The following is a 15407-nucleotide window of genomic DNA, read 5'->3' on the forward strand; positions in this document are numbered from 1 at the left end:
GGTATCATCAATCGTTAACATTTATTATTTCTATTCAGCTCAAAAGTTATCACATTTTGGGCTGCTTTTTTATGGCGATTTCTTAACATTCAACACTTCTGCTTACATACTAGAAAGTAGGTAGCAGCAATAATTGGGATCGGAAAACTTCTCAACTAATTTTAAAGAAAAGATTAAATAACTGTGTCTGTCCGAAAAGTAGGTTTATAACCTCGCTGTTTCCAACCTAGTTTTTTTCGGTAAAACCAATGAATCATCGGCAAATCACAAGACGGCTAGCAATTGCTCTAGGGTTAAGTACCTTTGCAGGTGTAAGCGTATCACCACTGCTGAAACTTGACAATCTAAGCCAACAGGTTGAAGCAGTAGAAAGTGGAACGCAAGATTTTACGGTTGTCGGCAATGGAAGTTTACGCGATCGAGCAGCAGCCAAAAGATTTCTTTTTGGCGCAGCAACGGGATACTATAAACTAACCAACGATGCAGCACTCAATACGAAATTTCGCCAAGATTGTGCCATTTTAATGGCAGAAGAAGATTTATTATGGGGTGCGCTTCGTCCAGATGCAGACACTTTTGCTTTTACTAAAGGTGATTGGCTAATTGATTACGCTCGCCAACACAAAATGTTAGTTGGTGCTACTCATTTAGTATGGCATGAATATATGCCTCAGTGGTTGGAAGAAAAGCTGAATAAGCAAAATGCCGAACAGATACTACTTCAACATATTAATAAAGTCGTGACACGCTATGCTAAAAAGATTCATTTTTGGTCTGTAGTGAACGAAGCAATTTTAACTTCCGATAAACGACCGGATGGGTTAAGAAAAACGCCGTGGTTAGAATTTTTAGGACCCGATTATATTGAGATGGCATTTCGTGCTGCTGCCGCTGCAGATCCGCAAGCTTTGTTGTTATACAATGACAACGCTTTGGAGTATGACATACCCTATCACGACGAAAGACGAGCAGCAGTATTAAAATGGTTAGAAAAATTGAAATCTAAAGGTACTCCCATACACGGTTTAGGTTTACAATCTCATATAGGTAAATTAGATAATTTTAGCCCTAAAAAACTGAAAACTTTTTTGCGTGATGTGGCTAGTCTGGGTTTAAAGATTGTTATTACTGAAATGGATGTTGGAGATGCAGGAATGCCGACAGACATTCAAGTGCGCGATCGCATGGTTGCTGAAGTTTACAAACAGTTTCTCTCGGTAGTCTTGGAAGAACCAGCAGTTTTAGGCGCAATTACTTGGGGATTGAGCGATAAGTATACCTGGCTTTCTAATTATGCACCTAGAGAAGATGGCACGCCAGTACGCTCGCTACCGTATGATGCTGAAATGAATCGTAAGTTAGCTTGGAATGGCATTGCTCTTGCTTTTGAGCAGCTTAAACAGCGTCGTAAATCTTCTAAACTTTGGCTGGCATGGAGAAGGCTTCAAACACAAGTTTAAAAGTGAGAGTTGTTTAATCAATATTTGATGACTACGCCGCAGAAGATCCCCCCAACCCCCCTTAAAAAGGGGGGCATTGTTTCCCTGATTATGAAGGAAAGCATTATTTTTTCCTCATTAACACAATAATTATTTCTTCCCTCATTAAGGAAAGTGTATTGTTTCTCTCCTTAATAAGGGGGGATAGGGGCGGCTCTTTGCCATCATAGGCAGAATTATTGTTAGTGGCTAGCAATGAGTGGCAAGCCTTTTTCATCTAAAACTCACGACGAGAGAACACAATAATTGCGATCGCTAACATTAACACTGTATAAACTACACCATAGATAGCATTAGTTATTAGCGTCATCGCATCGGGTAAAGCAGAAAAGCCATAAACAGCTTGATTTTTTAAATCTAGTCGCGATAGATCGGGTAAGACAAGATACAAATTCCTCACTAATTGTTCGATCGCGGGATTTTTACTCAAGCGTCCAAACTCTAATAAATCTTGACTCAAATTTCCCATTAAATAAACGCCAAAACAGAGTAATGTAGCAAGAACTGTACTAGTAAATACTCCTAAAACTAACGCGATCGCAGTTATTAAAGATAACTGCAAAAATAAATAAACGACTGCTAAAAGTATGCTACCTAAAGGATAGGCTAATTGATTTAATTGCAGCAAAGCGAGAAAAATAGCTGTCATGGCTGTTAGCAAAGCGCCTAAAACAGATGCTAGTCCTAAATGTTTACCCGTAATAAACTCGCTATGACTGATAGGTTTAGCAATTAATACTAATACGGTACGTTTTTCAATCTCTTTATTCACCAATCCCGTACCGACAAACACCGCGACAATTAAACCCAAAATATTCATCGCCGCCAAACCGAAATCCAGAATAATTTTATCCTCAGCCCCTCCTGCAATTTGAGGAATTAGCATCACCGCCCCACCCAAGAGTAGAGCATATAGAGCGATGATATAGAGAATGCGATCGCGCACCACTTCCCGAAACACATTCGAGCCAATTGTAAACACCCTAGTTGGATTCATGTCAGTTATCAGTTATCAGGGAACGAAGAGCCTCTAATCAATGACCAATGACCAATGACCAATGACCAATTCTGTTTTAACTGTTGTAATTGCTAATGCCCAGAGGATAGAGGCTTCAGTTACAATTTAAGACGGCACGCCAAGAGGGGACGACTGTGAGTAGGAACGGTATCGGAATAAAAACGGCTCAGGTGCGATCGCAGCGGGTTGTCGGTCAGATTCACGTTTACGATGGCGCGGGTAAAGGTAAGTCTCAAGCGGCTTTAGGCGTGGTTTTGCGATCGATTGGCTTAGGAATTCACAGCCGCAACGATACCCGTGTCTTGCTACTGCGGTTTCTTAAGGGACCAGGACGGGCTTACGATGAAGATGGGGCAATTAAGGCTCTACAACAAGGTTTTCCTCATTTAATCGACCAAGTACGGACGGGACGAGCCGAATTTTTTGGTCCTGACGAAATTACCCGTTTCGATCGCCTAGAAGCACAGCGGGGTTGGGATATTGCTAAAGGGGCGATCGCTTCTGGTTTATATTCCGTGATTGTTTTAGACGAACTCAATCCGGTGTTAGATTTAGGTTTGCTACCTGTGGATGAAGTTGTCAGCGTTCTCTCCTCCAAGCTAGAAGAAATCGAAATTATCGCCACAGGACGCGGCGCACCCCAAAAACTGCTCGATATTGCCGATCTCCACTCAGAAATGCGCCCGCACCATCACCCTACAGCTGAGATGCAGGGAATTGCTGGAATTGAAATTTATACGGGGGCGGGTAAAGGTAAGTCTACCAGCGCCCTTGGTAAGGCACTGCAAGCGATTGGCAGAGGGATTAGTCAGGATAATTCCCACCGCGTTCTGATTATGCAGTGGCTCAAAGGTGGTAGCGGCTACACTGAGGATGCCGCAATCGCGGCTTTACAACAAACTTATCCGAATTTGGTTGACCATCAGCGCTGCGGACGCGATGCGATCGTCTGGCGCGGACAACAGCAAGAACTCGACTATGTAGAAGCCGAACGGGGTTGGGAAATTGCTAGAGTGGCGATCGCTTCTGGTTTGTACAAAACTATTATCCTCGACGAGTTGAACCCGACTGTAGATTTAGAATTGTTGCCAATTGAGCCAATTATGCAAGCGCTACTGCGCAAGCCCCGCGACACGGAGATTATCATCACTGGGCGCTGTCACAATCCCCCTGCTTATTTCGACTTGGCTGAAGTTCACTCCGAGGTATACTGTCACAAGCACTATGCTAATAGTGGAGTAGAACTCAAAAGCGGCGTTGATTTTTAACTGTAGAGATGTTGCGTGCAACGTCTCTACAAAGTACCCATAAAAATTCATGGAAAATACTCAAACATTAGATCTGATTACTGGTGGCATTGCGATCGCGATCCTAATTGGCGGTTATTTGATGATGTTCACCGATATTTTTACTAGGAAAAAGAAGTAGTTTCTTCTGTTGAAAGTATTGATATAGCTTGGTTTGAGCGCTAGCCCTCGTAGCAATTTTCTGTTTTTACGAGTTTTTTAGTATTGACTAAACAACCTAAATGCTATACTGTTATTATTGCTAATCGCAAGAAAATGTTATGACTTAAGAACTGAAAGCGACAAAACACGCTAAAGGTAAACTGAGTTATTATTGGCAGGTTATCTAAAAATTGCGCGAATTTCCTAGCCTTTAGCTGCAAAGCACAAAAACAAGGCAACTTTTATGTATTATCAAGCAGGAATACCTGATATATAGCTATTTTTCTAAAACGCTTTGTAAGATTTAGCGTTGTGGCTGTCATTGGTCATTAGTCATTGGTGACTGATAACTAGTGACAATAATAACTGTTGCCTTCAGTTGCCGCGATCGCAGCGAATAAATTTAGAGTGTTTCTGTCTAAAGTTATAGCTGGCACTGAACATAGGTTTTAAATCTTTTCTCGTTGATTTCAGCTTCTCTTCTGATAACTGCTAGTTTCCTTTTGGAAGGCGATCGCAGTTATAAGGGTTTAGTAGTGCCATCTTCTTATATGGTGAAATCTGCATAGACATAAATATTTTTTGCGCCTATTTTTTCGGACTTGAGTTAAGCCTGAAAATATCTGGTGTTTGAATCAGTTTTGGTTTGTAGTGGGCGTTGCCCACACGACTAGTTCTGGTGTCTCAATCAATTTTAGTTTGTATTTGGCGATGCCCTACAAGCTACTGATAAATGACTGACCAATTACCATTTACCATAAGATGAAAAGTTATGCTGACCCGCAGAAACTTCATCGAACAAGCAATTATTACTCCAATTCAAGCTGTAGCAGCCGCCAAAGTTTTTAGTTTATTTTCAATTAATTACAAACCAAAAGTTATCATTATTGGTGCTGGGTTATCAGGACTCGCAGCAGGATACCTTTTATCTCAGAAAGGAATCGATTTAACTGTTTTAGAAGCACGTTCTCGCCTGGGCGGGCGCGTTTATTCTCAGACGATTGATGAAAATGAAAATTTAGCAGTGGAACTGGGTGCAGAGTGGATTGGTGCTTCTCATCAGCGAGTTATTTCTCTTTGTCAAGAATTAGGATTAGAATTGCACAATAATCAATTCAATACTCATTTGTTATATCAAGGTAAATATTTTCGTCAAAATGAATGGGATTTTTCCGATGCTTGCAATCATAAATTAGATAATTTGCTACAGGCTTACTCAAATCTAAGTGAAGCCAATAAGATGAAATTGGATAAGATTGACTTGTGGCGTTATTTAGTTGACAACGGTATTAAAGATAAAGACTTAGACTTTATCGAGTTAATTAAAAGTACAGATTTGGGTGAAAGTATTCGTTTTGCTTCTGCTTTTCTTGCCTTAGATGAATATGTTGAATCGCAAGAAACCTATCATATGGACTATAAAATTAAAGGAGGTAATAGTAAGCTAGTCAAAACTTTAGCGGAGGAAATTGGACGAGATAATATTCTACTCAATCGTCAAGTTATAGCAATTGAACAAACGGGGCGATCGGTAACAATTACCTGTGCTAATGGAGACAAACTCGTTGCTGATAAAGTTATTTGTACTTTGCCGACAACGGTAATGAAAGATATTCGCTGGAATCCAGTTTTACCAGCAGATAAATTAGAGGCGATCGACGCATTACAATATAGTCGAATCAATAAATATGCCACTTTGTACAATCGTAGATTTTGGCAGGATGAAAGCTTCGATCTGATCACTGATGGACCCGCTCATTACTTCTACCACGCTACTAAAAATCAAGTTTCTACCAAAGGTGCATTAGTCTCTTATACGATTGGTGATAAAGCTGATATTTTTGCTAGGCAATCCAATGCGGGGAGAAATGCATTAGTTGAAAGTGCGTTAAAACCAATTTTTGGTGATACAGAACAGTATGCTTTAAAGCAGATTAATCATTATTGGGGAAATGATGAATTTGCGAGAGGAAGCTATGCTTTTTACGGCAAAAATCAGTGGTTTAATATTCGTCCTATTTTGCAAAGAAAGTTTAAACACGTTCACTTTGCAGGGGAACATATAGCTGATTGGCAGGGATATATGGAAGGAGCAATTGAGACGGGTGAAGCCGCTGTTGCTGCTATTTTGGGATAAATATCTCTCCCTAAATTCCCCTTGAAAAGGGTAGAACCGAAATCCAATACACGCCAAGATAGACAGGACTGATATTGTTGTATTCAATAACCTGATGCCGGAGTACACTTCAGATAGATATAGCACTCGAAGCAAAGGATAGGAAATAATAGAAGAGAAGTAAACGAAGTCAACAGATGAAACAATAGCAAGTTTTGATGACAAGTTAACGATAATTGAGTTATAGCTGCTCAATTTCATTGCGAGGCTAAAACGAGTAAATCGAGTTGGTTTACTTTTTTTCTGTCTATCTATTTAATTTTGTGCTTGACTTTGTTTCACACTCCACACGGTCACTTGTGTGCGGGGATTTCCTCCGTTGAGCAAAGTGACCTCCTCTATGCAAGCTCAACCCTCTATACGAACAAGTTGTTGCGCTTCGCTTCAAAGCTCTAACTTGCCTAGCAGATGAGTGCGGTGAAGATATATCTCTATCGCTAAGTAAGAAATGCGATCGCATTTCTTAAGTTTAAGAAAGTCGAATATGACAGATGTAATGGATTTGACGTGACATTTATTCGATGCGATCGCTCGCTCCTTAGCGATAAATTAAGGCTAACGAACGAGGGAAACCTCGCCGCCCAACAAAACTAGCAATTCAATAAAAAACCATACCTTCAGGAGACGAAACATGAAACTGACCTATCGCGGTATAAGATAGGATCGCCATCCTTCTCAAGCTGACAATCGCCCATTTCAACAAGTTCGCGAACCTGGAGCAGCTGATGATCTCAGTTACCGTGGCGTGACCTATCGGCTCGATCCTAACGCCCAACCTGTAGAATCTGCACGACCAGTAACCTATCAAGCAATCTATCGAGGCATCACCTATTTTGTTCGCAAAACGGATTGTTTATTAACACCTCCAGCTCATTTACAAGATTTGATGGTAGCAATGGCTGAAAATCCAGAAATTATCAAAGATTACTTACAAGGTTTCAACCATCCACCTAGCTTATCCCCCTGGTTTTTTGAACCTGTTGCTGCTAAGAATTATTTAGCACAAAAGAATGCAATGCCCAGTATCTATTGCAAAACTGTTTTAGCAGTATGAATTAATTGCGTTCGCATTCAAACAAATTATTCAGAAACCAAGAAATATAAAAGATGAAACGACTAATTGTATGCTGCGATGGGACTTGGCAAAACTTATCTAGCCCGTATCCAACTAACGTTGTTAAAATTGCCCAAGCGATCGAACCTATAGACAGTAATGGAATTCCTCAACTTGTCTTCTACGATGAAGGTATCGGAGCGGGAAATCAAGCAGAAAAGCTACTTGCTAGAGCTGATAGAATTCTGGGTGGAGCCTTCGGAATTGGTATTGACACTAATATTCAGGATGCCTATCGCTTTTTGTGTCTAAATTATGAGATTGGTGACGAGATTTACTTATTTGGTTTCAGTCGAGGTGCTTATACTGTACGCAGTCTCGCGGGATTAATTCGTTGTACCGGAGGTTTACTGCTGCGTCAAAATATCCGCGAAGCACCTTATATGTATCAGATATATCGCGATCGCCAACTCACTTTGCAGGAGAAAGAGAAATTCCGCCAAGTACCTAGAATTCCCCAAAAAGGCGCATATAGTTCTGAAGCAGAGCAGGTTTATCAACAGCAAGATCGGCTTTATCAAGAATGCCGAGATCGGGCGTATCAAATTTATCGCGATCGCCGCTTTCTTTCATTAGAAGAAGCAACAGAAAATCCTGATTCAGAAAAAACACGACAGGATTTGCAACAGAAAGAGGAGAAAGTGCGAGAATTATTAAATCGCGCTCAAATTCCACTGCTAGGCGATCGAGAGAGTAGACGCGAGGTTAAGATTACCCTCTTAGGATGTTGGGATACAGTTGGAGCGTTAGGCGTACCCGATCGAATTCCGGTTCTGAGCAGATTAATAAATCGCAAATATAAATTTCACGATACCTATCTCAGTTCAATTATTCAGAATGCCTTGCACGCTATAGCAATTGACGAGATTCGCAGAGTCTTTAATGTCACCCCAATGCAAAAAAGTTCTAGAGCGGGCGATCAAACGCTGGAGCAAGTATGGTTTCCAGGCGCTCACGGCTGTACTGGTGGTGGTAGTTGGAATGAGACGGGGCTATCAGATGCAGCTTTAGCATGGATGATGGATCGAATCACAGGTCTGGGTCTAAAGCTGGAGTTCGACCGGACGGCGGTTGAAGGCGGAATTAACTACAACTATCGGGCTGCATTCAACAACGAAGCCGATATCTTTTATAGATTAGCAGGGGGACATTGGCGCGAAATTACTGGAGTTGCCAATTTAGAATCTGCCCAATTTCATGAGAGTGTAAAAAACCGCTGGCATTACGCCTTTAACAAAGATAACCCTCCTACTAAACTTTATCGACCAAAAAATCTTGAGAAATATATTCAAGAATATCCAGAACAGTTTCCAGGCTGGAAAATATAGCGTTTCCATGTATGTGCAATATATCTTTAGGGGCGCACGGCTATGCGTCCCTAAAGAATTGTAGGACAATCCACTTCACTCACTTGCCGTCGATCGTAGAATGTTTAACTTGACTACCCAACCCTAATCTATCCAACAAAAACGCATAATCAAAAGCAGTTTCCTTCAAGCTTTCATAACGCCCAGACGCACCTCCATGTCCTGCACCCATATTCGTTTTGAGTAAGAGAACATTGCGATCTGTCTTGAGTTCTCTTAACTTTGCCGTCCATTTCGCTGGTTCCCAATATTGCACGCGAGAATCATTCAAACCTGCATTAATTAGTAAATCTGGATACTCCTTCGCCTCCACATTGTCATAAGGAGAATAAGATTTGATGTAATCGTAATAAACTTTGTCGTTGGGATTTCCCCATTCATCCCACTCAATTGTAGTTAGTGGCAAAGAAGTATCGAGGATAGTTGTCACGACATCGACAAACGGCACGTCAGCAATAACTGCTTTAAATAAGTCAGGACGCAGATTTACAACTGCACCCATTAATAAACCACCCGCGCTACCACCAGAAATAGTCAAGCGATCGCTATGCGTCCAGCCTTGAGAAATCAAATACTCCGCACATGCAATAAAATCAGTAAATGTATTTTTCTTGTGCAAAAACTTACCATTCTCATACCATTTTCGCCCCATTTCGCTGCCACCGCGAATGTGTGCGATCGCAAATACTACACCGCGATCGAGTAGCGACAAGCGATTAGAAGAAAATGCAGCGGGATAGGAATAACCGTAAGAACCATATCCGGTTAAAAATAATGGATTTTCTCCATTTTTTTGGATTCCCTTTTTATAAATAATTGAAATTGGCACTTGTACCCCATCTTCCGCTGTTGCCATCAGCCATTCACTTTGATATTGAGTGCGATCGTAGCCTCCTAGCACTGAGGTTTCTTTTTTCAACTCCCGTTGTTGAGTTTCCATGTCAAAATCGAACACGGAATTAGGAGTAATTAAAGAAGTGTAATTGAAGCGTAAAGTTTTAGTATTAAATTCTGGATTACTTCCTTCATAAACGGCATAAGTTGGTTCGGGAAAAGTCATTTCATATTCCTCTCCCGTGGCGAATTTTTGGACTCGTACCGTTGGCAATCCACTTTGGCGTTCGTAAATGACTAAATGTTCGCTAAAAGCACTCACACCCAATAAAAATATGTCTTCTTGATGAGGAATTATCGTTTCCCAATTATCTTTTGTTGGGGAGCTAACGGGAGCTTTCATCAATTTAAAATTGATTGCCTCGTCATTAGTTGTAATATAAAAATTATCGCTGTGATGCTCGATATCATACTCCATCCCATCTGTACGCGGATGGATGAGTTGAAAATCACCTGTAGGATTATTTGCTGCCAGATAATGCACTTCCGAGGTAATCATGCTGCCTAATTCTAGTAGGATATAAGCTTGAGAGCGAGTTTTACCTACAGATAAATGGAAGGCTTCGTCAGTTTCTTCATAAACTAGAATATCTTCAGCGAATGGTGCATCTAATGAATGTCGCCAAAGTTGAAACGGACGGTTAGCATCATCAACTTTGGTGTAAAAAACTGTACGGTTATCGTTTCCCCAAGCAAAAGAATAATAAGTATCTTCGATGCTTTGCTCGTCAAGCTGCGATCTGTTTAAATCTAAAAAATACATCGTGTATCTTTCAGCACCAGTGGTATCAACTGAGTAAGCTAATAGCTGATGATTGGGACTAACTTGCAACACACCAATATTGAAAAACTCGTGTCCTTCTGCAAGTAGATTTTGATCTAGCAAAATTTCTTCAGCAGCATCTAGACTACCTTTTTTGCGACAATAAATTGGATATGCCTTTCCCGCCTCAGTACGAGAATAATAGTAATATTCATCTTTGCGATAAGGAACAGATAGATCGGTTTCCTGAATGCGATCCAGCATCTCTTTATACAGTTTTTCTTGCAGAACTTCTGTATGCTGCATCATTGTTTGAGTATAAGAATTTTCCGCTTCCAGATAAGCAATAACTTCAGAATTTTCCTTTTCTCTGAGCCAATAATAGTTATCTACTCGTTCGTCGTTATGTAAAATCAGCGACTGCGGCTTTTTTGCAGCAATGGGTGGAGTTAACTTATTTTGTGGAAGACGATCCTGACTCATAATTTGTAATTATTGAAATTTGTGATTTTTGACACTAAAGATGATTCGATAAGTCTCCTTTGAAAAGGAGGACTTTGAGATACTCTTTAAAAAGAAGGACTTTTGTATCGCTTCAAGACGGAATCAGCGAAAGTATCTTTTAGGCGATCGATCGCCACGAAACGTAAATCGCGCATTTGATAAATTAACTTGACATCTTTTTGCTTAAAATTCAAAAATTCTAGCCCTTGTTCTTGACCGCTCATCAAAAAATCATTAATTGCTACGCGGTAGTTCTTGTCTTTTTCAAGGGGTTCGCCATTCACCATCCAAGTACCAATATCAGCTTTTTTACTTACATTTGCTGTTTGTAAAAACCCACCCGTACCTCTGTTAGCTTGTCCTTGTTCTAATACTTTTTCTAACAAACTTCCCTTCATTTCTACAGCTAAGACTTTACCTCCAAATGGCAAAACTCGAATAATATCGTATTGAGTAATTCTTCCTGGGGGAATGAAATCGTCAATCCGAATTGACCCACTATTAAATATAGCTAAATCTGCTTGATAAACCTCTCGCAACATAGCTTGAGCGATTAATGCTGTGAGGTTGGTGGCGCGATTGCGGACGCTCGATTCTAAACCATCTAAAGCAATATTTGTAGTTGCGATCGCCTCTTCTGGAGTAAAGCCCTCTGCCCTAAATCCCTGATATGCTTTTTCTATCCATGCATTCACGATTTTTGCCACGCGAGGATCTTCAGGAATTGTCTCTGTAACTGACTGTAATTGAGAATCTACAACTAGTTTTTTTGTCTCGGTATCGTAGCGCAAATTGTGAATATAAACGCTACGCGCATTTGCGTCGGCTTTAAATAAAGGTGTAAAATCTTCTCCCCGCCATTGTTGAATATTTTCATGTTCGTGTCCCCCTAAAATCAAATCGATTTCTGGGACTTCTGCGGCGAGTTTTTGGTCTTGAGCCAGGTTTAAATGAGTTAAAGCAATAATAAGATCGGCTTGACCTTTAAGTGCTGCAACTTGAGTGCGGGCGGCTTGAATTGGATCGGCATAGCTGACATACTTTTGTTTATTACTATCTATCGTTAATCCGATTAAACCGACTCTAACGATTGTACCGCGATCGCTTTTTACATTTAATATTTGCGATTCTGCGACACCAGGAAAAGATTTACCTCGATTATCCCTGACATTACTAGATATCCACTTAAATTGAGATTCTTTTAGGCGTTGTAAAAACTCGGATTTGGCTAAATCGAATTCATGGTTCCCAAAGGTAGCGTAGTCGAAACCAGCAGCGTTCATCACCGCCACCATTTGTTGACCAGCCAAAGGTTTACCATTCACCTTCGCAGTCCCCAAAGCCGAGGGGCTAAAAGCGTCTCCAGCTAGTACGGTGTAGGTACGAGGATTTCGGCTAAGTAATTCTTGTTGCAAAGTTGCAACCCGCGCTAATCCGCCTCGTTTTCCCCCTTCCACTGGGGCGATTTCATAAACATCGTTCAGATGTAGCAAAGTAATCTCTACAACCTCAGCCAACGCAGGGCTAGCGATACATAAAGCTACAATTTGCAGCACCAAACCCCATGCGACAGAGAACGATTTCATCTTCGGTTACATATTTAACGCCAAGCGTCTTTGTAACACAATCATCACCAAATTGGTAATCAAACAGGTGCTAGCGAGTCCTAGTAGGATGTATGTAGGAGCCATCACCACCCCAATTGATAGCCAAGTTGCGACGTGCAGGATCATAATAAAGGCAAAAAAGCCAGCGACTCCTGCTGCTTGCCAAACCCGCGCTTGAGGGTGGCGCAGCGCCGTGAAAATCATCGTCGCCATAGTCGCAACTAAAGTTGCTGGAACCAAAAAGGCACAGATACTAACGCAGTGGGTGCGCGAAAACTCCGCCATGACATGTAAATCCAACATTAGTTCTCCCGATCGCGTTGCCAAATATTACAACAGTTACCACCCCAGACTCTAGCAACTTTAAACTTTTTGAAACAATATGAGGGAGTAGGGAGTTGGTAGTTGACAAGTTGTGAGTTCTTCTCCGTTCCCTGTTCCCTGACAGATGATAATGCGATCGCTTGTTTTTTACATGATTAAGCGCTGGATTCAAGGTAAGTTTCCGACTGTGAAGTGGTTGAAGACTCGACAGTTGGTAGGGTGGTTGCGCGATCGCACTCAGCCGCAGCCGCTTTTACTCGATGCCCGCACTGAGGCAGAATATCAGGTTAGCCACCTGCCGCAAGCCCAGCGCATCGATCCGCATCATCCTAACTTAGAGGATATTGCTGTGGATAAAGATGTACCTGTGGTCGTATATTGCTCTATAGGCTATCGCAGCGCCAGAATTGCCCAGCAACTCGAACTGTCAGGATTTACGAATGTTTACAATCTGGAGGGCAGCATATTTCAATGGGTAAATGAAGGCAACCCAGTCTTTCAAGGCGATCGCCCAACCGTTCGAGTTCATCCTTACAATGCTAATTGGGGCAGATTGTTAAAGGCTAAATATCGTAGTGAGGGGTAATTGGTAATTGGTAATTGGTAATTGGTAATTGGTAATTGGTAATTGGTAATTGGTGAGAGGCAAGTAGCAAGACGTATAGTTTTGACTTTTGACTTTTGACTTTTGACTTACTTTAGTCCTTTTTCAGTACAGATAGCATGTAATGGAATATCCCAAGGATCTGTGGGGAGGTGGGGTAGGTAGGCAAATTCAAACACGATGCCGATAGTGGGTTTCGATCGCCACTCAGGAGAAGATAGGAGGCGATCGTAGTAACCGCCACCGTAACCTAAGCGATAGCCGCGATAGTCGCAAGCAACTGCTGGAACGAGGATTAAATCGACTGCTGAGGGTGATATGGTGGGGGCTGTGGAGAGGGGTTCGCAAATCCCATACGCGCCAACTTGAATTTCATCCCTAGGTTTCCAGATGTGCCAAGCTAAATTTTCGCCGACACAGCGAGGAAGTCCCCAGTTGTAATGATTATGGTGAAATAAGGAATTTAGATCGGGTTCTTGACGACAACTAAAATAAGCCAGGATGGTTTTATTTGCGGTAAATAAGGGTGAAGCGAGCAGATGGGAGACAATTCGATCGCTTTTTTCGCGCCATTCTTGCTGAGATAATGATTTACGTTTTTGAAGTAGCGATCGCCTCAACTCTACTTTATCCATGACTATTTATCCGTGACTACAAAATTCCGCGATCGCTTGAGCCTTAAGTTTTTCTAATGGGAAGCTATTAGGATAGGTCGAAAACATTAACATAATACCTTGGAGCGTTGAGGAAAAATAAAGCGATCGCTGTCGCGGTTCTGCGACTCCAAGCTGGACAAACATGTTAGTCTGAATTTCAAATTGCCTTGCTTGCTCGTCCATCAACTTCTGGCTGTATTTTGCTACCACTGGATCGAGACGCGGCTGGGTAAATAAATTTAGGTAGAATCGGAAGACTTCGGGTTGACGGCGGACATCTTCGAGCGCACCTTCAACAATATACTGAATTTGTTCGGCAGGGGTTTTTTTAGCTACAGCCGCGTTCATCACGACTAAAACATCGTTGATTCGGAGATCGACTAGCGCCGCTAGCAAATCTTCTTTGCCTTTAAAGTAGTGATAGAGCAGCCCTTTTGAGATCTGAGCTTGCTTGGCAACATCATCAATTGACGTAGAATAGTAGCCCTTCTCACAGAACAGAGTCATGGCTGTTTTAAGAATCTGTTCTGTGGTGGCGCGACGGATGCGTTCGTTTTCTGTTGGAGTGCGTGGCATTAATATTAATCTTGTGACTCGCTCAAGAATTGAATGATGAGACGATACACCTCTTGCGGATGTGTCAGCGTGGGTATATGGTCTGCGCCTTCAATTTGGGCAAAGCGAATGTCGGGAACCTGTTTGAAAAATTCAGCGATGCGGTAGCAGTCTTCACTATCTTGAGTACCAATAATGAATAGCGTTTTGGATTTTAGCTCATTTAGCCGTTCGATCGCGGGTGGTTGTGTCCAAACTTGGTCGAAGTTTTTCCATTCAAATGCTCTTAAAACATTGTGATGTTTTATTTGGTAAAAGCGATCGCGCTGCGGGCTGTTCATGACAACGTGGACGGCATACACTGGAGAGTTCAAAGTCACATCAAGCATTTTCTCTACATCTGGAACTGCTGCCCAAATTGCTTGGACATAGCGATCGAGTTCTGGTGAGAATTGAAAACCTGTCAACCCAGGAGCGACAAGCACGAGTTTGGTGACTCGTTCTGGATTACCTAAAGTAAAATCGGTGGCAATTTGTCCGCCAATCGAATGACCTACCAAAACAGCTTTATCGATCTCTAAAGAGTCTAGTAGCTGTCTAAAATCCTCAACGTGATTTACAGGTTCGAGCCGTGGCGATGACTTGCCAGCACCGCGTTGGTCGTAAGTAATGACTTGATGAGTTTGAGCCAACTGTGGGGCGATAAACTGCCAGTCACGCGAATCGACTCCGCCACTATGCAGCAGGACGACCGGATCGCCCTTTCCTTGAATGTCATAATGCAAATCCATTTTGACCTCCTGTACCTCAACGCCGTGCTAGTAGCTGAGAGCGCTGTTTTTGCTCATTGTTGCGATACTACTAGCTTATTTTAGACT

13 protein-coding genes and 1 pseudogene are annotated in these 15407 nt (G+C 41.8%); 7 read left to right on the plus strand and 7 right to left on the minus strand.

The features are described from left to right. Positions 1 to 248 precede the first annotated feature (248 nt). Positions 249 to 1460: an endo-1,4-beta-xylanase gene (locus H6G17_RS23935; RefSeq protein ID WP_192161102.1), complete on the plus strand. Its 1212-nt coding sequence runs from the start codon at positions 249 to 251 to the stop codon at positions 1458 to 1460. 256 nt (positions 1461 to 1716) lie between these two features. On the opposite strand, the gene H6G17_RS23940 is transcribed toward H6G17_RS23935, so the two are convergent. Continuing rightward, positions 1717 to 2496 (minus strand): ABC transporter permease subunit, encoded by a 780-nt coding sequence (locus H6G17_RS23940; protein ID WP_192161103.1) that lies wholly within the window; start codon positions 2494 to 2496, stop codon positions 1717 to 1719. Between the two features lie 155 nt (positions 2497 to 2651). Here H6G17_RS23940 and H6G17_RS23945 point away from each other — a divergent pair, with 155 nt between their 5' ends. The 5 genes and pseudogenes from H6G17_RS23945 (at position 2652) to H6G17_RS23965 (ending at position 8583) form a co-directional block, all read left to right on the plus strand. Next, on the plus strand, positions 2652 to 3785 hold the full coding sequence (locus tag H6G17_RS23945; RefSeq protein ID WP_015154426.1) for a cob(I)yrinic acid a,c-diamide adenosyltransferase: 1134 nt from the start codon (positions 2652 to 2654) through the stop codon (positions 3783 to 3785). Positions 3786 to 4737: 952 nt separating this feature from the next. After that, entirely contained in the window at positions 4738 to 6102 is a 1365-nt protein-coding gene (locus H6G17_RS23950) for an NAD(P)/FAD-dependent oxidoreductase (RefSeq protein WP_192161104.1), read from the plus strand. Positions 6103 to 6473: 371 nt separating this feature from the next. Beyond that, positions 6474 to 6608: pseudogene (locus H6G17_RS33575) on the plus strand (Mo-dependent nitrogenase C-terminal domain-containing protein); the annotation flags it as partial. 278 nt (positions 6609 to 6886) lie between these two features. After that, positions 6887 to 7195: a hypothetical protein gene (locus H6G17_RS32840; protein ID WP_347276464.1), complete on the plus strand. Its 309-nt coding sequence runs from the start codon at positions 6887 to 6889 to the stop codon at positions 7193 to 7195. 53 nt (positions 7196 to 7248) lie between these two features. Continuing rightward, positions 7249 to 8583 carry a DUF2235 domain-containing protein gene (locus tag H6G17_RS23965; RefSeq protein WP_192161105.1) on the plus strand — a complete coding sequence of 445 codons (1335 nt, stop codon included), beginning with the start codon at positions 7249 to 7251 and terminating at the stop codon, positions 8581 to 8583. A gap of 79 nt (positions 8584 to 8662) precedes the next feature. Here the strand turns inward: H6G17_RS23965 and H6G17_RS23970 are convergent, their stop codons facing one another. From H6G17_RS23970 to H6G17_RS23980, 3 genes are all read right to left on the minus strand, one after another. After that, a complete protein-coding gene (locus tag H6G17_RS23970; RefSeq protein ID WP_192161106.1) occupies positions 8663 to 10762 on the minus strand; it encodes a S9 family peptidase in 2100 nt (699 codons plus the stop codon). 86 nt (positions 10763 to 10848) lie between these two features. Beyond that, positions 10849 to 12369 carry a bifunctional metallophosphatase/5'-nucleotidase gene (locus tag H6G17_RS23975; protein ID WP_192161107.1) on the minus strand — a complete coding sequence of 507 codons (1521 nt, stop codon included), beginning with the start codon at positions 12367 to 12369 and terminating at the stop codon, positions 10849 to 10851. 6 nt (positions 12370 to 12375) lie between these two features. Beyond that, entirely contained in the window at positions 12376 to 12693 is a 318-nt protein-coding gene (locus H6G17_RS23980) for a hypothetical protein (RefSeq protein WP_192161108.1), read from the minus strand. Between the two features lie 172 nt (positions 12694 to 12865). On the opposite strand from H6G17_RS23980, the gene H6G17_RS23985 reads away from it, so the two are divergent. Next, the gene (locus H6G17_RS23985) at positions 12866 to 13300 is read left to right on the plus strand and encodes a rhodanese-like domain-containing protein (protein ID WP_242038570.1); all 435 of its coding nucleotides are present in this window, start codon (positions 12866 to 12868) and stop codon (positions 13298 to 13300) included. Between the two features lie 107 nt (positions 13301 to 13407). Here H6G17_RS23985 and H6G17_RS23990 read toward each other — a convergent pair whose 3' ends face one another. From H6G17_RS23990 to H6G17_RS24000, 3 genes are read right to left on the minus strand one after another with little or no spacing between them, the layout of a single operon-like run. Further along, a complete protein-coding gene (locus H6G17_RS23990; protein WP_192161110.1) occupies positions 13408 to 13953 on the minus strand; it encodes a 5-formyltetrahydrofolate cyclo-ligase in 546 nt (181 codons plus the stop codon). Between the two features lie 6 nt (positions 13954 to 13959). Next, a complete protein-coding gene (locus H6G17_RS23995; protein WP_192161111.1) occupies positions 13960 to 14550 on the minus strand; it encodes a TetR/AcrR family transcriptional regulator in 591 nt (196 codons plus the stop codon). Between the two features lie 5 nt (positions 14551 to 14555). Continuing rightward, a complete protein-coding gene (locus tag H6G17_RS24000) occupies positions 14556 to 15320 on the minus strand; it encodes an alpha/beta hydrolase (RefSeq protein WP_192161112.1) in 765 nt (254 codons plus the stop codon). Between the last annotated feature and the right edge of the window lie 87 nt (positions 15321 to 15407).

It is taken from the genome of Chroococcidiopsis sp. [FACHB-1243] (assembly GCF_014696895.1).
GTDB lineage: Bacteria > Cyanobacteriota > Cyanobacteriia > Cyanobacteriales > Chroococcidiopsidaceae > Chroococcidiopsis.